Below are 22,127 nucleotides of genomic sequence, written 5' to 3'. Positions count from 1 at the left end.
GGCTACGGCTGTCTGACCGCCGAGGCGATCCGTTGCATCAGCGATTGGGAGGGCCGTGCGTTCTCGGTCACCTGGTAGTCGTTCCGGAGCCCGCCGTCGGTCTCGGCGCTCAGGATCCGCATGTCCGCCGATTCGGCCACCCGTTCGACGCCGGCCCCGATCGACCCTAGCGTGGTGATCAGGAAGGGACGGGCGTCGACCGCCGTCGCGACGTCGCGGAGGTGGAGCGCGTCCGCCTCCACGGGGCGTTCGTGGATCGACGCCACGATCCGGCTGTCGAGCAGGATGTCCTCGGCGTAGACGTGGACGGGCTGGTCGCCGGCGTCGGTGTGGACGGTCGTGTCGGCCTCGGCCTCGAACCCACGCTCTTCGAGCATCTCGACGACCGACTCGCGGGCGGCGAGCTGGGCGTCGACCCACTGTCGACCGCCGTCGGTGAGGCTGTACCGACAGAGCACTCGCTCGATGGTGTCCTCGGGGGCGAAGACCTCGCTACACTCCCGACACCGGAGTGCGTGTTCGGGGGTCTCGAAGTACGACCCGCAGTCTTGACAGACGTGGCGCGTCCCGCGCTCGACCTCGTCGAGCGTCTCGAGCTCCGCCTCGCAGCCGGGACAGACGTACTCCTCGACGCCGACCTCGAACTCCTCGCGCGGGGCGATGTGTCCGCACGCGAGGTGTTCGAACAGTTCGGTCTCGACGGTGTAGGCCGAGCCACAGCCGCCACAGGCCGTGGTGTACTGCATCCCCTCCGCGTCGCAGCTCGGGCAGACGTAGACCTTCTCGACGAACGTCTTCTCCAGGATCTCGCGTTGGGCCAACGATTCGAGTACCTGGTAGGCCCCGGGGTCGTCGTCGTTGAGGTGGCGTTCGGCCGCCGGGTAGCCGACATCGCCGGTATCGGTATCGATCGACGGCTCGTACTCCGCCGTCGACCCGTCCGCGAGCGCCGTGAGGGCTGTGAGTGTTCCGGGCGAAACCATGGTCGCTGTATTTTCCTCCGCGCGACGGAATAAATAGTTTGCTCAAACCCCACCGCCCTCCGGCGACCGCTCGCTTTAGACGCCCGTCGAGTACCGCAGGATGCCCGCGATCCCGCCGAACGCGTCGAGCAGCTGTTCGCCCTTCTCGAAGTCCGAGGAGATGAACTTGGTTTCGGTGCCGCGCTTGTCCGCGATGTCGATGAGGTGGTCGATGGCGTCCTCGCGGTCGCCCTCCTCGACCTCCGTGCCACACTCCTCGCAGGTGTGGACCGGCGTCTCGGCCCGCGGCCCGACGAGTTCGAACTCCTCGTGGCCGTTCGGACACTCGTAGGCCACGACGTCTTGACGGAGGTCCTCGGAGATCAGGAGCCGGTCGACCGACCCCAGGATCAGGTTCTCGCGGGTCGCGCCGAAGCCGTAGGTCGCGAGGTTGCCCCCGTGGAGTTCGCCGAAGAACTCCTCCATCTGGTTCTTGTCCTCGATGACCTCCTGGCCCGCGAGGGTCTCGCTCGCGGCGTCCACGAGGTCCGAGAGGCCGGACTCGTCGGTGTAGGACACATCATATTTCCCGAGGACCTTGTCCTGGAGTTCGTGGTGGAGGTAGTCACCGTCGAGGAACTCGTCCTTGGTCGGTGAGGGGCCACCCACGAGCACGCCGTCGATGTCGTGGCGTTCGGGCACCATCAGGTCGTTCGCCATCCCCGCGACCTTCTGATAGAAGTTGTCGATCGCTTCGAGCCGGAGGCGGGCGAACCGTTGGGCCGACTGGCCACCCTTTCGCTGTTTGCCGGGGACGAGCGAGGACGCCGAACTCACGGGTTCGACCCGCTTGCCACGGAGCCAGCCGACGTTGGCCTCGCGCCGGTCGAGCACGATGAGTCCGAACAGTCCTTGATCGGCGAGCATCGCTTCGAGGGGTTCGGTGACGAACTCGGAGGAGCACCGATAGAGCGAGGATTGTATCGGCTGGGGCGGGTTCTCGAGGGCTCTCGTGATCATCTTCGTCTGCCCGCCGCCGGTGTCGATCGCCCCGCTGAACAGCACCAGTCCGTTCTCGGGTGGGAAGGTGTCGTAGTAGCGGAGCCGGTCGCGGATCGACTTCAGCGCGTCCTGGACGTTGGTTCTGGTCTGTTTGGATTTGATGTTCGAGGCTTCGGAGTACTCCTCGTTGACGTGGGCGACGTTGTCGGAGATCTTCTCGTCGGGCGTGATATAGAGACTGACGAGCTGCGTTCCTGATCCCTCGTACTGCTTGAGGTCCTCGATCAGCCGCCGGAACTCGTACTTTTTCCGGTCGGATTGTTCTGCTTGCTGGGTGCTCATTGGGGGATCCTACCGCCTTCGGTGGTAAGTACCCTTTGACCGCCCGAACGCGCGGTTCGCCCCCGGTCAGGTTTATATCCCTCGTGTTCGATAGTTCGGCGCATGGCGGGACGCGTCTACGCGCTGGCGAGCGGGAAGGGTGGCGTGGGCAAGACCACGTCGGCGGTCAACCTCGGCGCGGCGCTCCACGACGCCAGCTACGACACCGTCGTCCTCGACGCCGACCTCGCGATGGCGAACCTCGGTGGTCTCGTGGGTATCGACGACGGTCCGACGGTCCACGACGTGCTCGCGAACGAGGTGGCCCTCGGCGACGCGCTGGTGTGGGTGGACGAGAACGGGCCGCAGCGTTCGCCGCCGGCGGAGGGGCCGTCGTTCGTGGTAGTACCGGGGTCGCGTTCGCTCGATTCGTTCGCCGCCGCCGACCCCGGCGAGCTCCGGCGGGTCGTCGAGTCGCTCGCCGCGGCCGCCGACTTCGTGGTCTGTGACACCGGTGCGGGCCTGACCCACGAGAACGCGGTGCCGTTCGGCGTTGCGGACGGTGTGGTGCTCGTGACCACCCCGGATCCGGTGGCGGTCGCGGACGCGCGAAAGACCGCGGGCTTCGCCGAACGGGCGGGCGGGATGGTCGTCGGGTCGGTGCTCACTCGGGCGACCGACGAGACCGACGTCTCCGGGGTGGCTCGACGGCTGGGAACCGAGATGCTCGCGGTGGTCCCCGAATCAGCTGACGTGGGAACCGAGCCGCTGGTTCGGACGGCTCCCGAGGGCTACGCCGCCGAGGCCTACCGTCGCCTCGCGTCGGCGCTCGTCGACCGCGACGAACCGAGTCGGGAGACGGCCTTCGCCGACAGTTCGATCGCCGCGGCGTCCGAAACGTCGGAATCCGGCGTCTCGCGGGTGGTCGGTCGGATCTCGGGTGCGCTCGACCGGGATCGGAACGGGTAGTTTCACATCGATTCCGGCGCGGCGACCCCGAGCAGCGAGAGGGCGTTCGCCATCGTGTGCCGCGAGGCAGCCACGAGCGCTAGCCGCGCCTCGCGGACCTCGCCCTCCGCCGACAGCACCGGACACTCGCGGTAGAAGGCGTTGAACGTCTCCGCGAACTCGCGGGTGTAGGTCGCGACGACGTGGGGGGCGAGTTCGTCGGCGGCCCGTTCGACCACCGCCGGGAATCGCGCGACGACGCGGAGTAGCGCGCGCTCCTCGGGCGTCGAGAGCGCGCTCGCGTCGAGGTCGTTCGGCGGGACCTCATCGGCTTCATCCAAAATCCCACAGGTCCGCGCGTGGACGTACTGGACGTAGGGCGCGCTCTGGGCCTCGAAGTTCAGCGCCTGCTCCCACTCGAACGTGATGGCTTTCGCCGGCTGTTTCGAGACGATGTCGTAGCGCACCGCGCCGATCCCGACCTGGCGGGCGATCCGCTCGACGTCGTCCGCCGAGAGGTCGTCGTCGCGGATCCGGTCGTCGAGGCGGCTCTCGACCTCCTCGCGTGCCCGCGCGACGGCCTCGTCGAGCAGGTCGTCGAGGTCGATACCGGTGCCCGCACGGGTGCTCATCTTCCCCTCGGGGAGGTTGACGTAGGAGTAGAGCAGGTGTTTCAAACGACTCGTGTCGTTCCCGAGCATATCGAGCGCGTGGTCGAGCTGGTCGGCCTGGAGCTTGTGGTCCTCGCCGACGACGGTCACGGCGCGGTCGTAGTTCGCGAGCTTCCACTCGTGGTGAGCCAGGTCACGGGTCGTGTAGAGACTGGTCCCGTCCGACCGGAGGAAGACGAGTTTCTTCTCGAAACCGAACGCCGAGAGGTCGAGCTGCCACGCGCCCTCTTCCAGCACGGATTCGTCCATCTCGCGGAGGCGCTCGGCGACCTCGTCGGTGCTCCCGTCACGCATGAACCGCGTCTCCTTCACGAACTCGTCGAACTCGGCGGGGAGCCGCGAGAGCGTCTCGCTCATTCCGGCGAGCACGGTGTCGACGACCCGCTCGACGCGCTCGTAGGTCGCCTCGTCGTCCTCCTCCAGTCCCTGGAGGATCGACTGGATCTCCGTCTCGGCGGCCTCCACTTCGGCCTCGTCGCCCTCCTCCAGCAGTTCGTTGCCCTTCCGGTAGTAGCGCACGAGGTCGTAATCGGCTTTGTCGCGTTCGGGGTCGGGGAGGTCGGACTCGTCGAAGCTCTCGTAGGCCCACGTGAACACCGCCATCTGTCGGCCCGCGTCGTTGACGTAGTAGTGGCGGCCGACGTCGTTGCCGGCGAAGTCCAGCACGTTCGCGAGCGCGTCGCCGATGATCGGGTTGCGCGCCCGGCCGACGTGCACAGGACCAGTTGGGTTCGCGCTGGTGTGTTCGACCACGACGCGCTCGCCGGTCGAGTCGAGCCGGCCGAACTCGTCGTCGTTCGCCGCTCGGAGGGTGTCCTCGTAGTAGGCGTTACTGGGGTGGAAGTTGACGTACGGCCCGGCGGCCGACGCCTCACTGATGTACTCGTAGGCGTCCGGGTCTATCGCCGCGGCGAGTCGGCTCGCGATCTGCGGTGGTGGCGCTTCGAGGTCGGGGGCGAGCCGGAAGGCCGCGCTCGACGCCAACACTGCGTCCACGTTCTCGGGTGGCTCCTCGATACCGAGGTCGGCCGAAGGCACATCGAGCGTCGCGAGCGCGCTCGACAGCGCCTCCGTGACCTCCGTTCGGAGCGAGAGGAACATGAAATCGGGTTTCCCGGCCGTCGCTAAATGCGTGTTGGGTTCGGGGCCGTCGGCGTACTGCGATACCGGACCGCATCCGGACCGTCACGCCGATGGGACGGATCACGTGTTCGGCACGCTTATCCGGGGCGACCCCCTCCGTCGAACCATGTCGACGGCAACCGAGGCGGCGGTCGGAAACGACGAGCTCGCCACCCTCAAACGGCTCGCCCTCCGTGGCGGGCTCGACGGCGAGATCAAGGTCTCGTGTGCGAACCTCGCGGCCGACCTCGACGCCTCGAACCAGACCGCCTCGCGCCGGCTCCAGCGCCTCGACGACCTCGGTCTCCTCGACCGCGAGACCGTCTCGGACGGCCAGTGGGTCGCGGTCACGGACGCCGGCGAACGCGCGCTCCACGAGGAGTACGCCGCCTACCGCCGGATCTTCGAACGCGAGACCACGATCGAACTCGACGGCGAGGTCACCAGCGGGATGGGCGAGGGCCGCCACTACATCTCCCTCCCGGGCTACATGGAGCAGTTCGAACCACGGCTCGGCTACGAGCCCTTCCTCGGCACCCTCAACGTCTCGCTGGTGTCGGACAGCACCCGCGAGCGCACCGGCCTCGACTCGGTCGATCCGGTCGAGATCGAGGGCTGGGAGGACGACGACCGGACCTACGGTCCCGCCTTCTGCTATCCCGCCACCGTCGAGGCCGACGGCCGGGAGTACGAGCCCGCCCACGTCATCGCGCCCGAGCGCACCCACCACGACGAGGACCAGCTCGAACTCATCGCGCCGACGAAGCTCCGCGAGGAACTCGACCTCGACGACGGTGACCTGGTCACGGTTCGGATCGAGGCCGAGTCGTGATGTCGCGAACAGAACGAGCCGCCGACCACGCCGACCCCGTCGAGCGCGCCATCGAGGCGTTCCGGGCGGGCGATCCGGTGTTGGTCCACGACGCCGCCGACCGCGAGGGCGAGACCGACCTGATCTACCCCGCAGGGGCCGTGACACCCGCGGCCGTCGCCCGCCTCCGCAACGACGCCGGCGGCCTGGTCTGCGTCGCGGTCTCCGACGCGGTCGCCCACGCGTTCGACCTCCCGTTCGCCCGCGAGGTCATCGACCATCCGGTCGCCAGCGGCGAGACCCTGAGCTACGGCGACCGGTCATCGTTCTCGCTCACGGTGAACCACCGCGACACCTACACCGGGATCACCGACGACGACCGTTCGACGACCATCACGGCGCTCTCGCGGGCCGCGAGTGCGCCCGACACGTTCGACTTCGCGGCCGAGTTTCGCGCGCCCGGCCACGTCCACCTCCTGCGGGGCGCACCCGACTTGTTGGCGGACCGCCGCGGCCACACCGAACTCGGGCTCGCGCTCGCCGCGGCCGCCGAGCGCCCGCCGGCGGTCGTCGTCTGCGAGATGCTCGACGACTCGGGCGGGGCGCTCTCGCCCGCCGACGCCCGTGCCTACGCCGACCACGAGGGCTTGGTCTACGTCGAGGGCGCGCGTATCGTGGAGCGATTCGACCGCTCGTAACTCCCGTCTCCTGGTCACACGGCACATCGTCAACACTCATAACCACCCCCTCCCCAACTACGGGTATGGGATTCGACGAGATGGACGTCGACACGATCTGGATGGACGGGGAGTTCGTCGACTGGGACGAGGCGCAGGTCCACGTCCTCACGCACGGTCTCCACTACGGCTCCGGGGTCTTCGAGGGCGTCCGCTGCTACGACACCGAGGAGGGCCCGGCGATATTCCGGTGGGACGAACACCTCGACCGGTTCTACGACTCCGCGAAGCCGTACGACATGGACATCGACCACACGCGCGAGGAACTCACCGAGGCGACCCTCGAACTCATCGAGCGCCAGGACCTCGAATCGTGTTACATCCGACCGATCGCCTTCTACGGCTACAACACGCTCGGCGTGAGCCCGCAGGACTGCCCCACGCAGACCGCCATCGCGTGCTGGCCATGGGGGACCTACCTCGGCGACGACGCGCTCGAGAACGGCGTCGACGTGATGGTCTCCTCGTGGCGCAAACACGCCTCTAGCCAAATTCCGACCAACGCCAAGACCACTGGCCTCTACGTCAACTCGATGCTCGCGGGCGAGGAGGCCAGAAGAAACGGCTACGTCGAGGCCATCGTGCTCAACAAGGAGGGTAACGTCGCCGAGGGCCCCGGCGAGAACCTCTTCCTGGTTCGCGACGGCACCATCCACACTCCGGGCTTCGCCGAGAGCATCCTCGACGGGATCACCCGCCGGTCGGTCGTCACGCTCGCGCGCGAACGCGGCTACGACGTCGACGACTCGGCCTCGATCTCCCGCGGCGAACTCTACACCGCCGACGAACTCTTCTTCACCGGCACCGCCGCCGAGATCACCCCGATCCGCTCGGTCGACGACACCACCATCGGCGACGGTGAGCGCGGCCCCGTCACCGAGGACCTCCAGTCGGCCTTCTTCGACCTCGTCGAGCGCCGCACCGACGACCACGACGAGTGGTTCACCCACCTTTCTTAACGGGGGCATCGCGCTCGCTCCGCTCGCGCTCAACCCCCGCCAAGAAATGTGGATCGAGGAAGCCGCTCGTTCGCTTCCGAGGTTCTCCCTCCGGTCGAACCTCGCGCCGCTCACTCGCGGTGAACCCCGCTCACTCCGTTCGCGCGGATGCTATCGCTTTCCGCAACCGCACAGCGCCGCCGAAGCCCTCGCGCCTACGGCGCTCGCCCTTCATCCACCAGGAGAGCTTCGCTCTCCTGGGCCTTGGCTCACATTTGTTCGTCGAGACACCAGGGACCGCGACCACACGGCCACCGCCCGGGGGCGGCCGCACCGCCACCGACACCGCCACCGCAACCGCTCCGAACCGCCAGCTACTGGTCTCCCGGTCTCGTGACGTCGCCATGCCCGCAACCCTCCGGTGTCCCGCCTGCGGCACCACCTACACCGACCGCTGGCGGTGCACCTGCGGCCACCCGCTCGACTTCGCCGACCGCCCGCTCCCCGACCGCCCCGCACCCGCGTTCTCCGACGTGGACACTCGCGACGGGCTCTGGACCTTTGAGGAATTCCTCCCGGTCGAGAAGCGGACCAGCCTCGGCGAGGGCTGGACCCCGCTGGTCGACGCGCCCGACTGGAACTGCGCGTTCAAACTCGAATACGTCTCGCCCACGGGGAGCTTCAAGGACCGCGGCGCGGTCACCACGATCTCCCGCGCCCTCGAAGTCGGTGCCGAACGCGTGGTCGAGGACTCCTCGGGCAACGCCGGCACGGCCATCGCGACCTACGCCGCCCGCGCGGGCCTCGCCGCCGAGATATTCACCCCGGCGGACGCGAAACCCGCGAAACTCCGGGCCATCGAGCGCGCCGGCGCGACCCTCCACCCCACCGAGGGCTCGCGCGAGGACGTGACCGACGCCGCCATCGACGCGGTCGAGGAGAACGGGGGTTGGTACGCGAGCCACTCGTGGAACCCCGCGTTCTTCGCCGGCACACAGACGTTCGCCTTCGAGGTCGCGGCCCAGCGCGACTGGGAGGTCCCCGACGCGGTCGTGCTCCCGCTCGGCCACGGCACCCTCTTCCTCGGGGCCTATCGTGGGTTTCGCGCGCTCCGTGATGCGGGCTGGACGGGAGAAATTCCGCGATTGCTCGGCGCGCAGGCGACGGGTTACGCCCCGATCGCGGACCCCGACGGAACCGACGACCGAAACGACCTCGCCGACGGCATCCACATCCGTGAGCCGGTGAGAGCCGAGGAGATCCGCGAGGCGATCGGGACGACCGACGGCGACGCGATCGCCATCGACGCCGAACACACCGAACGCGAACACGACCGGCTCGGCCGCGCGGGTTTCAACGTCGAACCGACCTGCGCGGTGGCGACCGCCGCGCTCGCCGAGTACCGCGAACGAGGGGTCCTCGACGAAACCGACGATATCGTCGTCCCGCTCACCGGCACCGGCCTGAAGGGCTGATCAGGCGAGCAGCGCGTCGAGGTGGTCGACGCTGGTCTCGATGTAGTCCCACTCCCGGGTGAACACTTCGAGCGAGAGCGTGCCGGCCCAACCCTCCGAGAGGGGTTCGAGGACGCGCTCGAAGTCGATGGTGCCCGACCCGAACGGGAGGTGCTCGTCGGCGGGCTTGCGGGTGTCGTTGAGGTGGATATGGGTGATCCGGTCGCCGTGGGTCGCCAGCAGGTCGCCCATCTCTTCGGAGCTGAGTCCGTTCATCCGAGCGTGACCGGTGTCGAGGGTCATCCGGGCCTCGGTCGCCTCGAAGAGGTCGGGGAACTCGCCGGCGGGCAGGAGGTCGCCAGGGATGTTCTCCACACAGACCGCGAAGTCGTGGTTCCGGGCGAACTCGTCGAGTTCGCGCACCGTCTCGAAGAGGTTGGGCCGGAGGTCCTCGGGGTCCCACGCGGCCGACCACGCCGACGTGCTCGCGTGGACGACGCCCTTCTCGGCTCCACAGTCGACCGCGGTCTCGATCGCCGCGAGGAGCTCCCGGAGCGCGCCCTCGCGAACGTGCTCGAACGGCGAGGCGATGTCGAGCGCGAACGGGAGGTGTACCAGGAGGTCGAGGTCGTGGTCGGCGGCCGACTCGCGCACTGCGTCCGGGTCGAGGCGGGTCCGCTCGTGCGCGCCGTCCAGCATCACCTCCACGAAGTCGAGCCCGTACTCGTCGGCGCGCTCGAACGACTCCTCGTAGCCCATCCCGACCTGCGTGACGAACCCCCGTCGAACGGCCATACCCGCCACTCGCGGTGAACGACCTTAACGGCTCGCGGGGTCGCGGCCCCCCTCATCCTACCGCTCGGGATGGGTCGGCGCGTCGAACCCGCCCCTGACGAGCGGTTTGGCGATGTGGCGGCGGGCACACGGCGGCACCTCGTACCAGCCGAGTTCGAGCCCACGGTCGATCTCCCGATCGATCTTCCCGGGTGCGTCGGTCCCACACCGTCGACAGCGATAGCCCTGGTCCCGGCCGGCGCTCTCCATCGAGCGCCCGCACTCGGGACAGTCGGGTACTACTGGTTCGGTTCGCACGAGGTCGCGAACCGCGAACTTCTCGAGCTTGAGGGTCCCGTTCGACACTTCGCCACAGACGGTGAGCCGGTCGCCGACCCGGAGCGCGCGCACCCGGTCGCGGAACCGCTTCGTCGGCTCGAACGCGGCACACGGAAGCGATCTCTCGCCATCCGAGAGGTCGAAGAAGACGTGCCCACCACGGCGGGTCTCGGGTGCGGACTCGACGGTCCCGTCGAGACGGTAGGCCCGTCCGTCCCGTGTCTCACCCACGGACCCATCCCCGAGGTGCGCGTCGGTGCCCTGGTTCGTCACGAACAGCGCCCTCCGTTCGACCGGTTCGCTCTCGATGCCTTCCGCCACCGCCCGCACCGCGTCCGGGTCGTCGCCTCGGATCCCGTAGAGGATCGGTCCCGGTGCGTGCGGCACGCAGACCGCCGTCCCCTCCACTCGGTCGACGGTGTCCCACACCGTCGGATAGCCGCGATCCGCCGCTTCGAACACCGACTCGTGGTCGAACTCGCGCGGTGTGCCGCGCCGGTGAGCCTCACGGTAGGCGATGTGCTCGTAGGTCCAGTCGTCGAACGCCGCCCAGGCCCCGACCGCCGCGAGCGCCCCCACCACGCCACGCGCGTTCTTCCAGCCCGCGTGTCGATAGCCGGCGGCGTCGACGAGCGCCTCCGCCTCCTCGATGTCGAGCCGTTCCCGGAGCGCGCGCCGCGCGAACTCGACGACGGGATCGGGAACCTCCCCGTCGGCGACCACCAGCCCGGGGTTCGTCCGCGGGTCGTCGGTCACGGCGAGTGCCTCGACCGCGTCGCGAGCGATGACGACGGCGTCCTCGCTGGCGAGGTCGGTGTGGACGCAGAGCGCGGCGTTACCCCGCGTCTTGTGTTCGATCGCGGGGTTCAGCCGAACGAGCACCAGGCGCTCGACGGTCCCGCCGGCCGCTCGTATCCGCTCGGCGACCCGCGCGGCGAGGTAGGTGGTACACATCCCCGCCTCGCGTGAGTCGGTGTCGTCGAACCCGATGAGCGTCACGGGCCCCTTTTCACCTCGTTCGACAACCCCATTCCGGATCGACCATCGTATTTAGCTCTATCGTCGCTCGAAGTCGAGATCGCCGGACGGAACGGTCCCTCACCGCCACAATCCATATATGGGTACGTGCACTTAGATACGGGTATGTCACGGTCCGCGCTGGTCGGCAACGTGACCGCCATGCTCGAGGACGCGGGCTTCCTCGTGAGCGAGCGGTGTGCGGTGCGGCCGAAGAGCTTCGACGTCGCCGCCCGCCGCGACGACAGCCTCCTGCTCGTGAAGATCCTCGGGAACATCGACGCGTTCGACGGACGCACAGGGATAGAGATGCGACGCCTCGGCGGCTTCCTCGACGCAACCCCGATGGTGATCGGGCTCCGAACCCGCGACGAGGAGCTCAAACCCGGCGTGATGTACCTCCGCCACGGGGTTCCCGTGTTGAGCCCCGACACCGCCCTCGACCTCTTCGTCGAGGACGTCCCACCGATGATCTACGCCGCCCCCGGTGGGCTCTACGTCAACATCGACGGGAAGGTGCTCGCCGACGAACGCGAGGAACGCGACTGGAGCCTCGGGCGGCTCGCGACCGAACTCGGTGTCTCGCGACGGACGGTCTCGAAGTACGAGGACGGCATGAACGCCTCCGTCGAGGTCGCCGCGCGGATGGAGGACCTCCTCGACGCCCCGCTCGCGAACCCCGTCGACGTCTTCGAGAGCCCCGAGGCGCTCGCGGACGACGACGAGAGCGAATCGGACTCGGCCGAGGACTCGCTGGTCGCCGTACTGACGAGGGTCGGGTTCGACGTCCACCCCACGACCCGCGCGCCGTTCACCACCGTGAGCGAGGACGACGGCACCGCCGAGAACGTTCTGACCGGGAACTCGGCGTTCACCCCGACCGCCGAGAAACGCGCCCGGATCATGAGTTCGCTCGGGACCGTCACGCGAACCCGGTCGGTCTACGTCGTCGACAAGTCGAAGCGCGACGCCGTCGAGGGCACCGCGCTGATCGAGCGCGAGGAGATCGACGCCATCCGCGACCCCGACGACCTCCGCGACCTGATCCAGGAACGCGCCGAGGAACCCGCCTGAGGGACGCTTTCTTTCCGTGACGGATCGCCCGAACCCACGGAGTCAAATGTCACACCCTCGTAGCGCGCGCGATGACAAAGCGCCACGTCACGCTGCCGCCGGCAGCGGACGCGGGACTCGAAACGTTCCTGACCGAGGTCGACGACCGGCTGTCCGGCCCCGAGGACACCTGCGACGTGGTCGCCGAGACCCTCGCGGGCCTCTACGGCGACGACGACGCCTACCGGCGGTTCCGGGACGACGGCGCGGTCTCGGCCGCCGAACGCGTCCGCCTCCAGGGCTACGACCCCTGCAACGCGACCCTCGAAAGCGAGTACTATGCCGAGAAGGACGAGGAGGCGTTCGAGCGCTCGAAACACCTCCAGTGGCTCTGGCGGCAGTTCGACGCCACGCCGATGGCCGACAACGTCGAGTTCGCCCTCCGCTTCCGGGCGATGCTCGCGAACCACCTCTTCGCCGAGGCCGGCGAGAACCTCCGGCTGTTCAAGGGCATCACGATGACCTACGGCCACAACATCGAGATGGGCGACAACACCGTGGTCCACGACGACGTCCACCTCGACGACCGTGGCCGGCTCACGATCGGCTCGCGGGTCAGCATCGCCGACGACTCACACGTCTACAGCCACGACCACGACATCGTCGACCAGACCGACGTCACCAACTTCCACACGTTCATCGCGGACGACGCGCGCCTCGGTTACGACTCGATGGTCAGGGCGGGGGTACGGGTCGGCGAGAACGCGATGGTCGGCGCACGGTCACTGCTCCAGCGCGACGTGCCAGACCACCACGTCGCGGTCGGCACGCCCGCGAAGTCGGTGCGGGTGAAACCGGGCTGGGAGTCGGTCGCCGACCCGATCGAGGAGGCGAACGAGGACCGCCGCGACGAACGACGGGTGGCCGTCGACCTCCCCGCGGACCTCGACGAGTACGACGAGTTCGGCCGCGACCGCCGCCCGCCGACGTGATCAGACGGCGTCGAACGAGCGTGGCCCCTCGGTGACGTCGACGTATCGGCCCACGGGCGCGTTTTCGGTCGCGACGACCATCCGGCTCTCGGGGTCGTACTCCACGACGCCGACGGCGATGAGGTGCGGGAGGTCGATGTGGTGGAGCGCGATCGCGGTCTCCTCGCGTACCCGGTCGTCGACGGCTTCGACCGGCACGTTCCCCTCGTCGGCCGCGACGTACGCCGCGAGCGTCCGGAGCTCGACCGGATACTCGAAGTGCGAGAGATACGCGAGCGCGTGGCGCTGCCGGGCGTCGGCCGACCCGGACGGCGTCGCTGGCATCGAGGTGACCGTCTCCGCCGGGCCGCGGCTGGGTGAGGGGAAGCGTTCGGTCATGGCGCAATAGTCTCATTCGACAACGGGGGAATAAAAGCCATCTCCATGAATTCTCCGTATGTATATATACCGTTCCGTTTGGTCTGCGGATCATCCGTTCGGTTTTCGACCCGGTCCGGTCCACCGACCGGCGACCGACAGAACTGAGTCGGTGCCGGGGCACCCTCCTCCATGCCGCGTGCCGTCGCGATCAACGTCGGGGCCAACACCAACGCGCCGGGCGTTCGGGGACCGGTCCACCCCGACGGCCGCTTCGAGTTCGTCCCGATCCCGGAGCCCGAACCGGTCGCCGAACCCGTCCCGACCTACCGGGACCTCGACCTCGAAACCGCGATCCCAGCCGACGCGCTCGACGCGCCCGTCCACCTCGACCCCGAGTTCGCTGAGTACCCCTCCGGCGAGCGCTACACCTACGGTGACCCCTTCGGCGTCAAGGCACGCCCCCTCCTCGATCTCGATACGGGCGACCTCGTGCTGTTCTACGCCACGCTCTCGATGGTCGGCGAGCCGACCGCCCGGCAGCCCCCCGAGTGGGGTGCCTACTTGATCGGTGGGTTCGAACTCGCCGCCGACCCCGTCTCGGGCGAGGCGTACCGCGCCCTCCCGGCCGCGGAACGCGAGCGGTTCGCCACCAACGCCCACTGCAAACGCGAGACGTTCGACGCGCGGGTGTTGCTCGCGGGCGACCCCGATGGGTCGGGACTCTACGACCGCGCGATACCCCTCTCCGCACCGACGGCGGGTGTCGACGCCAACGAACTCGTGACCGAGCTGTCGAGCGATTCGGGGAAGGGACCGTGGTGGCGGCGGCCGTTGCGGTTCGACGGGACGGCGGCCGCTACACTGTGGACGCTTCACGAAGCACGCGGTCGCGAGCGGCTCGGTTCGGTGTAGTCAGCGACGGGCCGACGGCACCGCTCGACGGCTGGTATCAAAAGAGGAGAACCCGTTGCGTGGCATCACCCTTCGTTGGAGTTCCCAGACTGGTCCCAATGCCAGTCTATCGGATGGGTGTTCGGTGTAGATAAAAACGTTCTGATCGCGTCGAGACGGCTGCCGTGACCGAAACCGCTCGCGGACGGCCGACCGGTGTCGGTGGTGCGGACCGTCATCGTTATGGGGCTCGTGGTGCGATCGACGTGTGCGCGTCAGTGGTGTAGCCTGGTATCACCTCAGCTTCCCATGCTGATGACCCGCGTTCAAATCGCGGCTGACGCACTCTCCTCCCTCGCGCTCATCGCTTCGAGTCGTCGGACTCGCGCTCGATAGCGATCGACTCGGCGTCCGCGTCGTCGGCGATGTCGCTTCCAGTCTGCGCCATCGCCTCGATACCGCTCTGTCCGTCCTGCTCGTTCCCCTGCCTACCGGGCGGCTGGCTCAAGCCCTGGCGCGTGAACTCCGGTGCGGTGTCCGCGACCGGGGTCGATCGCCGGAACGACCGGGCGAGGTAGAACGCCACCACCAGCGAGAACGCCGCCGCCACGCCCGTCGCGATGAGGTCGGTGGTCGCGTAGAGGAAGGTCGTCGAGAGCACCCCGACCGCGAGGAGCACCCCGAAGATCAGCCGGTTCGCGAGGGTGTCGAGCAGGTTGTCGGTGTCCTCGATGTCGGTGTGGAGCACGATGTCCTCGCGGTCGAGGCGGTCGAGCAGGCGCTCCATCTTCGGCGGGGTTCGGACCGCCGCGCGTGCGAGGTCCTGCACCTCCTCGCTCCGGCCTTCGAGGAACTGTCGGACACCCTCCTCACGGTAGCCCTGCTCGACGAGGTAGTCGGTGGCGACCGAGATGAAGTCGAACTTCGGCGAGAGCGTGACACAGACGCCCTCGACCACCGTCGCCACCCGGAGCACGAGCGCGAGGTTGGCCGGTAGCCTGAGGGGGAACTCGTAGATGGTGTCCTCGACCTGGCTCACCACCTCCTGGACGCGGTACTGTTCGACCTCCTCGCCGCGGACGTCCTGGATCGCGAGCTCCATCACGTTGCCCATCGTCTCGCGGTCGGCCTCCGGGCTGAGGGTGCCCATCTCGACCAGTGCGTCGAGGATCGCGTCGATGTCCTGGTTCGCGATCCCCATGTAGAACTCGATGATCTTGTCCTGGATGTAGGGATCGACCCGGCCGCTCATGCCGAAGTCGTAGAACACGAGGGTGCCGTCGGGTTCGACCGCGAGGTTGCCCGGGTGTGGGTCGGCGTGGAACACGCCGTCGTCGACGATCATCTGGAGGTAGACCCGTTCGAGCCGCTCGGCGAGCGCCGTTCGGTCGACCCCCATCGCATCGAGCTCGTCGACCGCGGTGATCTTCGTGCCCGAGACGTACTCCATCGTGAGCACCCGCGAGGTGGAGCGTTCCTCGACGACCTCCGGGATCCGGACCTCGTCGTTGTCGGCGAAGTTGCCCTTGATCTCCTGGAGCATCCGGGCCTCGCGGGCGTAGTCGAGCTCCTGGTGGATCGTCTTGTCGAACTCCTCGGCGAGGGTTTCGAGCGAGAACGACCGCGCCTCACCGATGAACCGGATCACCAGCGGGAGGCTCCACTTCACCACCTTGAGGTCGGCCTCCACGAGGTCGACGATCCCCGGTCGACGGACCTTCACCGCGACCGCCTCGCCCTCGAACTCGGCGCGGTAGACCTGCCCGAGGCTCGCCCCCGAGATGGCGTCCGTCTCGAACGAGTCGAACGCCGTCTCGGCCGACCCGAACTCGGCTTCGATCACCTGCCGGGCCTCGTCCCACTCGGCGGGCGGCACCTCGTCTTGGAGTTTCGAGAGCTCGGCGACGTACTCGCCGGGCAGGACGTCGGGCCGGGTCGAGAGGATCTGGCCGAGCTTGATGAACGTCGGCCCGAGGGTGAGCAACGAGTCCAGCAGTATCCGCGCGCGTTCGGTCCGCATCTCGCTCGTGACCCGCCGCCGGCCGCCGAAGACCACGAACCGCCGGCGGTCGCGGAGGTACGCCAGAATCAGGGGGAGGAACTGCCGGAGGACGACGAAGAACCGTCCGTACGCCCGAACGTTCACGTTCGCCCCGTCACTGGCCGTCGCTTCGGTCGTCGGTGGTTATCGGGATCGAGGTCGCCGTGGCCTCGCGCTTCGGGAGGGTGAGGGTGAGCGTCCCGTGGTCGAGGCTCCCCTCGATCCCGGTCTCGTCGATACGGGGGACGAGCGGGAGGCTGAACTCCACGAACAGCGGGCGGTCCTCGCGGCGGTAGCGGAAGGCCGTCGGCGGGGTTTTCGCCCGTCGTGCCTCGACGTGGAGGCGACCCCGCTCGACCCGGACGTCGAGCGTCTCGTCGGTCACGCCCGGCAGGTCGACCACGAGGAGGTACGCCGTCTCGGACTCGTAGCCGTCGGCGAACACGGGTTCGGGGAGGTTCGCCAGCGCGTCTGACAGCGACATAGGAGGCCTACTATCGCCGGGGCGAAAAAGCCCGCGATAGCGGCGGCTCGAACCCGAATCGCCGTCCGAAACGGTTTGAAACGGTTCGAAACCCTCGAAACAATCGGCAACGATCGACTTGCTTCATGTGCGGGACTCCACATCATAAAGACGATGACGCAGACCTCCCGCGAGAACCGTACCGCGACCACCGACCCATCTTCTCCCGACACCCCGGATTCCCCGGCCGTGCTCCTCCGCAACGAGGACGACACGAGCCACGAACTCGACGTCCGGATCGCCGGCGGCGACACCGTGCTCGCCGAGGGCCGCCACACCGTCGCCGGCGACAGCCAGCGCACCGTCATCACGGGCACCGACGACGACACGCTTCGCGTCGACCTCCGGGCCGACCACGGTGGCTGTGCCAGCCTCACCGTCGACTTCCACCGGTCGCCGGTCCCGGAGTTCGTCGTTCGCCGGGACACCATCCTGGTCGCCGGGCTCCACTAACGCCAGACGTTTTTGCGCCCCGTCACCGAGGGGTGCCATGAGCCAACCGGCCGGGTTCAAACGCCTGACCCGCCTCGACGCGGCCCGCGACCGCCTCCTCGAACGCGTCGCGCCGGTCGAGCGGACCACGACGACCCGCCTCGACGCCGCCGACGGCCGCGTGCTCGCCGAACCGATCGACGCGGCACGCGACGTCCCCCACTACACCCGCGCCGCGATGGACGGCTTCGCGGTCCGAGCGACCGAGACCTTCGGGGCGAGCGAGCGCTCGCCCGCTCCCCTTCGGGTCGCCGACGAGCCGGGTCCCGAGGCCGCGGTACGGGTACACACCGGGAGCCCGCTGCCCGACGGGGCGGACGCGGTGGTGATGGTCGAGCACACGGAGCCGGTCGGCGACGGGATCGAAGTCACCGCGGCCGTCGCCGAAGGCGAGAACGTCGCTCCGGCCGGGGAGGACGTCGCGGCGGGGCAACACCTCTACGACGCCGGTCATCGCCTCCGACCCGCCGACCTCGGTCTGTTGAAGTCCGTCGGGATCCGTGAGATACCGGTCTACGAGCGGCCGACGGTCGGCGTGATCCCGACGGGCGAGGAGCTCGTCCAGGCCGACCCCGGCCCGGGCGAGGTGGTCGAGACGAACGGGCTCACGGTCTCGCGGTACGTCGAGCGCTGGGGCGGGCGCGCGACCTACCGCGACGTGGTGACCGACGACCACGCCGCGCTCCGGGCGGCGATCGAGCGCGATACCACGGCCGACCTCGTCGTCACCGCGGGCGGGTCGTCGGTCGGCGAGCGCGACCTGCTCCCGGCCGTCGTCGAGGACGCGGGCGAACTGCTCGTCCACGGGGTCGGGCTCAAGCCGGGCCACCCGGTCGGTTTCGGCGTCGTCAACGACACACCGGTGGTGCTGTTGCCGGGCTATCCGGTTTCGTGTATCGTCGGTGCCGTTCAGCTCCTCCGCCCGGCGCTGAAACGTGCCGGGCGGCTGCCGCCGGACCCGTTCCCGACGACCACCGCCCGACTCGACCGGAAGGTCCGGAGCGACGTCGGCACGCGAACGTTCGTGCGGGTCCGTCTCGACGGGACCGACGGTGAGCGGACGGCGGTACCGACCCGGGCCAGCGGCGCGGGCGCGTTGTCGAGCGTCGCGTTCGCCGACGGTTGGGTCGTCGTTCCCGAGGAACGCGAGGGGATCCCGGCGGACGAACCCGTCGCGGTCGAGCACTGGGGGCGGTTGCCGTGAGCAAGCGCAAGGAGTTCCGCGACCTCTCGACGGTCGAGGAGGCCCACGCCGCCATCGAGTCCCTCGACCTCGATCCCGGCGTCGAGACGGTCGACCTCGACGCGGCCGACGGCCGGGTGCTCGCCGAGCGGGTCGACGCGGGCCTCGACGTCCCCGGCTTCGACCGCTCGGCGCTCGACGGCTACGCGCTCCACGCACGCGAGACGTTCGGGGCGGGCGAGACCGACCCGGCGACCTTCACGGTGGTCGGCACGGTCGAAGCGGGCGAGCGCCCCGCCACCGACCTCGGGGCCGGCGAGGCGGTCGAGATCGCCACCGGGGCCGTGATGCCGCCCGACGCCGACGCGATGGTCGCGGTCGAACGGACGGATAGGGACGGCGACACGCTCCTCGTTCGAACGGCGGTGACGCCGGGCGAGAACGTGATGGCGGCGGGTGCGGACATCGCGGCTGGCGAGCGGGCGCTCGGGCCCGGTACTCGGCTCACCTCGCGCGAGATCGGGTTGCTGTCGGCGCTCGGGGTGGACGAGGTCCCGGTCCGCGCGAAGCCGCGGGTGGGCATCGTCTCGACCGGCGACGAACTCGTCAGACCCGGCGAGACCGTCGACAGCGGGCGCGGCCAGATCTACGACGTGAACAGCTACGCCGTCGCGGCGGGGGTGCGCGAGGCCGGCGGCGAGCCGGTGGTCTATCCCCACGCCGGCGACGACATGGCCGAGATGGAGCGCGCCCTCCGGGAAGCGGCCGACGAGTGCGACCTCGTGCTCTCTTCGGGATCGACCTCCGCGAGCGCCGTCGACGTGGTCTATCGCGTCATCGAGGAGCAGGGCGACCTCCTCCTCCACGGGGTCTCGATCAAGCCCGGCAAGCCGATGCTCGTGGGGCAGTTCAACGAATCCGCGTACATCGGGCTGCCGGGCTATCCCGTCTCGGCGCTCTCGATCTTCCGGACGTTCGTCGCGCCCGCCATCCGCCGTGCCGCGGGACGCGCCGCCCCGCCGAGCGCGACCGTCGCGGGCCGGATGGCGGTCCGGGAGCGCCACGAGGAGGGCCGCCACCGGCTGGTTCCCGTGGGGCTCGTGACCGACGGGAACGGCGACACGCTGGTCTATCCGGTGGACAAGGGCAGCGGCGCGACCACCAGCCTCGTCGAGGCCGACGGGATCGTCGAGATGCCCGCCGACGTCTCCTACCTCGACCGCGACGAACGGGTCTCGGTGGCGCTGTTCTCGCCCGACGTGCGCCCGCCGACCGTCTTCGGCGTCGGCGAGGACGACCCGCTGCTCTCGCGCCTGCTCGACCGCCTCGACCGCCCGCGCTATCTCGGCCACGGCAGCCGGGTCGGCCGGCGACGGCTCCGTGACGACGTGTCCGACGTCGCGGTGGTCTCGACGGCCGACGAGGTCGAGAGCGGGACCGAACTCGGCGGCTGGACCCGCGAGTGGGGATTGGTCGTGCTCGCGGGGAACCCGGCGGGGATCGAGGGGCTCGCGGACCTCGTCGAGCGCGACCTCCGGTTCGTGAACCGCTCGACGGCCTCCGGGCTCCGAACGAGCCTCGCGAACGCGCTCGCCGCCCTCGCCGACGAGCGTGGGGTCGACCGCCACGACCTCGTCGACGCCATCGACGGGTTCGACTTCGCCGTCGAGTCCCACGAGAGCCCGGCCCGACGCGTGGTCGCGGGCGACGCCGACGCCGGGCTCGGGCTGCGGGCGACCGCCGAGAAACTCGACTGTGGGTTCGTGTCGGTCGGCGAGGAGCGGGTCCGGGTGCTCGCGAACCCCTCACGAACCGAGAAACCCGGCGTCGAACGCCTCCGAGCCGAACTCGACGACATCGGAGACCTCGTCGGCGCTCTCCCTGGATTCGGTACCGTCGACGACCGCTGACCGGTCGTTCCGGACCCGTGGAACGGTCGTAGAACCGTTCGGCTACGTCAGGAAGACGTGTCGCGGGCGGTCGTCGAGGACCTCGCGACCGAACGAGACGGTCTCGCGGAACGCCTCGCTCCGGAAGAACGCCATCGCGTCCTCGCGCGAGCGCCACTGGCTGGAGATGAACATGTCGTTCTCGTCGTCGCGGTTCACGAGGAGGTCGGTATCGTGGTGCCCCTCCATCTCCGCGAGGAGGTCGCCGACGGTCTCGAACCGGTCGACGAACTCCCCGCGGTGTTCGGGCTTGGTGGTGTAGAACATCCCCATCGTGCCGAACCCGCTCCCCGCGTCGATCGCCTCGCCCTCCTCGGCTTCGGCCCGGGCGACGACTCCCGGGAGGTCCGAGAGGAAGCCGCTCGCGGTCTCGGCGGCGCTCTCGGTCTCCCAGATGCTCGCGACCGCCGCGTTGCCGCCTCGGCTCGCGATCTCCTCGGTCGTCCCCGAGGCGTCGCGCGCCTCGTGAGGCTCGTAGACCGCGGTCTTCACGTGGGTGTCGTAGTGCTCGAAGTTGCCCCGGAGCCCGTCCACGTCCTCGGCGAGCTCGTCCGGGTCGGCCTCGGAGTAGACGACCACCGCGTGGACGTCCTCGCCGTGAGGTTGACCGGCGTAGATACCCTCCTCGGCGAGCGCGCTGCGCATGTCCGCTCCCTCCCCTTCGTCCTCGCTCGACTCCCCGTGATGGTGACCGCCGTCGGTGTCGCCGTGTGGGTGGCCGTTGTCGGCCCCGCTCGTATCGCCCTCGGCCGGCACCGGTTCGCCGGCGAGGAACGCGTCGAGGTCCGCGGGTGGGAAGCGCCGCCCGAACCTGAAGCGGCCGAACTCGGCGTAGCGCGAACTCGAAGGGTCGAAGCGCATCTCGTAGAGGAGTTTCTTGATCTGGGCGGGATCGTCGGCGAACAGCGTCACGCCCCACTCGTGGTCGTCGAACCCCACGGAGCCGGTGATGATCTGGGTGACCTTGCCCGCGTAGTCGCGTCCGATGTCGCCGTGACCGCTCATGAGGTCGGCGCGCTCCTCGAACGAGAGGTCGTACCAGTTGTACTCGGGGTCGCGGCGCTTGTCCATCGGGTAGAAGGAGACGTACGCCGAATCGGGGATCTCGGGTTTCAACCGGGATTCGATGTAGCGCGCCATCCCCGAGTCCTCGACCTCCTCGCCCTCGAAGTACTCTTCGGACATGTAGCCCGAGACCTCCGTCACCGAGACGTAGGAGTCGGTCTGCTCGGTGAAGTCGGCGAGCGCGGTCCGCTCGAAGGCGCGTTCGGCGGTGTCGAGGTCGGCCATCGACGGCCGGAGGTGGAGCACGAGGAGGTCGGCGTCGTTGCCCAGCACGCTGAACGTCGCCGACCCGCCCGCATCGGCGTCCGCGACGGCTTCGTGGCTCGCGAGGTACTCGGTACCCGCTTCGATGGCGGCCTCGCGCTCGCGTTCGGGTGCGGCGCGCCACGCGTCCCAGTCCACCGTGCGAAAGTCGTGGAGCACGTACCAGCCCTCCTCGGTTCGTGGCGGTCTCCGTCGGTCCATGCCGGACGGAGGGCCGA

20 protein-coding genes and 1 tRNA gene are annotated in these 22,127 nt (G+C 69.1%); 12 read left to right on the top strand and 9 right to left on the bottom strand.

Going from position 1 to position 22,127, the window contains the following annotated elements; all coding sequences use genetic code 11:
• Positions 1 to 2 precede the first annotated feature (2 nt).
• Entirely contained in the window at positions 3 to 983 is a 981-nt protein-coding gene (locus GT355_RS11990) for a TackOD1 domain-containing metal-binding protein (protein WP_160134850.1), read from the bottom strand.
• 75 nt (positions 984 to 1,058) lie between these two features.
• On the bottom strand, positions 1,059 to 2,306 hold the full coding sequence (gene prf1 / locus GT355_RS11985; protein ID WP_160134849.1) for a peptide chain release factor aRF-1: 1,248 nt from the start codon (positions 2,304 to 2,306) through the stop codon (positions 1,059 to 1,061).
• A gap of 102 nt (positions 2,307 to 2,408) precedes the next feature.
• Between prf1 and GT355_RS11980 the strand changes: the two genes are divergently transcribed.
• Positions 2,409 to 3,254: a P-loop NTPase gene (locus tag GT355_RS11980; protein WP_160134848.1), complete on the top strand. Its 846-nt coding sequence runs from the start codon at positions 2,409 to 2,411 to the stop codon at positions 3,252 to 3,254.
• Positions 3,255 to 3,256: 2 nt separating this feature from the next.
• On the opposite strand, the gene argS is transcribed toward GT355_RS11980, so the two are convergent.
• Complete coding sequence (argS, locus tag GT355_RS11975) at positions 3,257 to 5,005, bottom strand: arginine--tRNA ligase (RefSeq protein ID WP_160134847.1); 1,749 nt, start codon at positions 5,003 to 5,005, stop codon at positions 3,257 to 3,259.
• Positions 5,006 to 5,153: 148 nt separating this feature from the next.
• Here argS and GT355_RS11970 point away from each other — a divergent pair, with 148 nt between their 5' ends.
• The 4 genes from GT355_RS11970 (at position 5,154) to GT355_RS11955 (ending at position 8,987) form a co-directional block, all read left to right on the top strand.
• Complete coding sequence (locus tag GT355_RS11970; RefSeq protein ID WP_120074200.1) at positions 5,154 to 5,858, top strand: DUF120 domain-containing protein; 705 nt, start codon at positions 5,154 to 5,156, stop codon at positions 5,856 to 5,858.
• On the top strand, positions 5,858 to 6,535 hold the full coding sequence (gene ribB, locus GT355_RS11965) for a 3,4-dihydroxy-2-butanone-4-phosphate synthase (protein WP_192928010.1): 678 nt from the start codon (positions 5,858 to 5,860) through the stop codon (positions 6,533 to 6,535). The genes GT355_RS11970 and ribB overlap by 1 nt, the downstream gene beginning before the upstream one ends.
• A 65-nt stretch (positions 6,536 to 6,600) precedes the next feature.
• Positions 6,601 to 7,533, top strand: a complete 933-nt coding sequence (locus tag GT355_RS11960) for a branched-chain amino acid transaminase (RefSeq protein WP_160134845.1) — start codon at positions 6,601 to 6,603, stop codon at positions 7,531 to 7,533.
• A 383-nt stretch (positions 7,534 to 7,916) separates the two neighbouring features.
• Positions 7,917 to 8,987 (top strand): threonine synthase, encoded by a 1,071-nt coding sequence (locus GT355_RS11955; protein ID WP_160134844.1) that lies wholly within the window; start codon positions 7,917 to 7,919, stop codon positions 8,985 to 8,987.
• Here the strand turns inward: GT355_RS11955 and GT355_RS11950 are convergent, their stop codons facing one another.
• Together GT355_RS11950 and GT355_RS11945 are read right to left on the bottom strand one after the other, a co-directional pair.
• A complete protein-coding gene (locus tag GT355_RS11950; protein ID WP_120074207.1) occupies positions 8,988 to 9,761 on the bottom strand; it encodes a sugar phosphate isomerase/epimerase family protein in 774 nt (257 codons plus the stop codon).
• A gap of 57 nt (positions 9,762 to 9,818) precedes the next feature.
• Positions 9,819 to 11,078 carry a tRNA(Ile)(2)-agmatinylcytidine synthase gene (locus GT355_RS11945; protein WP_160134843.1) on the bottom strand — a complete coding sequence of 420 codons (1,260 nt, stop codon included), beginning with the start codon at positions 11,076 to 11,078 and terminating at the stop codon, positions 9,819 to 9,821.
• Between the two features lie 144 nt (positions 11,079 to 11,222).
• Between GT355_RS11945 and GT355_RS11940 the strand changes: the two genes are divergently transcribed.
• On the top strand, positions 11,223 to 12,170 hold the full coding sequence (locus GT355_RS11940) for a transcriptional regulator (RefSeq protein ID WP_160134842.1): 948 nt from the start codon (positions 11,223 to 11,225) through the stop codon (positions 12,168 to 12,170).
• A gap of 71 nt (positions 12,171 to 12,241) precedes the next feature.
• On the top strand, positions 12,242 to 13,141 hold the full coding sequence (locus tag GT355_RS11935; protein WP_160134841.1) for an acyltransferase: 900 nt from the start codon (positions 12,242 to 12,244) through the stop codon (positions 13,139 to 13,141).
• Here GT355_RS11935 and GT355_RS11930 read toward each other — a convergent pair whose 3' ends face one another.
• Entirely contained in the window at positions 13,142 to 13,519 is a 378-nt protein-coding gene (locus tag GT355_RS11930; protein ID WP_160134840.1) for a DUF7344 domain-containing protein, read from the bottom strand.
• Between the two features lie 171 nt (positions 13,520 to 13,690).
• On the opposite strand from GT355_RS11930, the gene GT355_RS11925 reads away from it, so the two are divergent.
• Together GT355_RS11925 and GT355_RS11920 are read left to right on the top strand one after the other, a co-directional pair.
• On the top strand, positions 13,691 to 14,413 hold the full coding sequence (locus tag GT355_RS11925) for an Nmad3 family putative nucleotide modification protein (RefSeq protein ID WP_160134839.1): 723 nt from the start codon (positions 13,691 to 13,693) through the stop codon (positions 14,411 to 14,413).
• A gap of 251 nt (positions 14,414 to 14,664) precedes the next feature.
• A tRNA-Gly gene (locus tag GT355_RS11920) sits at positions 14,665 to 14,737 on the top strand.
• A 16-nt stretch (positions 14,738 to 14,753) separates the two neighbouring features.
• Here GT355_RS11920 and GT355_RS11915 read toward each other — a convergent pair.
• Complete coding sequence (locus GT355_RS11915; RefSeq protein WP_160134838.1) at positions 14,754 to 16,538, bottom strand: ABC1 kinase family protein; 1,785 nt, start codon at positions 16,536 to 16,538, stop codon at positions 14,754 to 14,756.
• 10 nt (positions 16,539 to 16,548) lie between these two features.
• Entirely contained in the window at positions 16,549 to 16,917 is a 369-nt protein-coding gene (locus tag GT355_RS11910; RefSeq protein WP_120074221.1) for an Hsp20/alpha crystallin family protein, read from the bottom strand.
• Between the two features lie 153 nt (positions 16,918 to 17,070).
• Here GT355_RS11910 and GT355_RS11905 point away from each other — a divergent pair, with 153 nt between their 5' ends.
• The 3 genes from GT355_RS11905 to GT355_RS11895 are packed head-to-tail and all read left to right on the top strand — an operon-like array spanning position 17,071 to position 20,541.
• Positions 17,071 to 17,409: a hypothetical protein gene (locus tag GT355_RS11905; RefSeq protein WP_233554019.1), complete on the top strand. Its 339-nt coding sequence runs from the start codon at positions 17,071 to 17,073 to the stop codon at positions 17,407 to 17,409.
• A gap of 37 nt (positions 17,410 to 17,446) precedes the next feature.
• Complete coding sequence (locus GT355_RS11900; protein WP_160134837.1) at positions 17,447 to 18,652, top strand: molybdopterin molybdotransferase MoeA; 1,206 nt, start codon at positions 17,447 to 17,449, stop codon at positions 18,650 to 18,652.
• Positions 18,649 to 20,541, top strand: coding sequence for a molybdopterin biosynthesis protein (locus tag GT355_RS11895; protein ID WP_160134836.1), 1,893 nt, complete (start codon positions 18,649 to 18,651; stop codon positions 20,539 to 20,541). The genes GT355_RS11900 and GT355_RS11895 overlap by 4 nt, the downstream gene beginning before the upstream one ends.
• Before the next feature lie 42 nt (positions 20,542 to 20,583).
• Here GT355_RS11895 and GT355_RS11890 read toward each other — a convergent pair whose 3' ends face one another.
• Positions 20,584 to 22,110 (bottom strand): heme-binding protein, encoded by a 1,527-nt coding sequence (locus GT355_RS11890; RefSeq protein WP_160134835.1) that lies wholly within the window; start codon positions 22,108 to 22,110, stop codon positions 20,584 to 20,586.
• Positions 22,111 to 22,127: the final 17 nt, after the last annotated feature.

Origin of the sequence: Halococcus salsus (genome assembly GCF_009900715.1) — an archaeon.
Taxonomy (GTDB): Archaea; Halobacteriota; Halobacteria; order Halobacteriales; family Halococcaceae; genus Halococcus; species Halococcus salsus.
The sequence above is the reverse complement of the archived record's forward strand: the minus strand, read 5'-3'. Positions and strand labels throughout refer to the sequence as shown.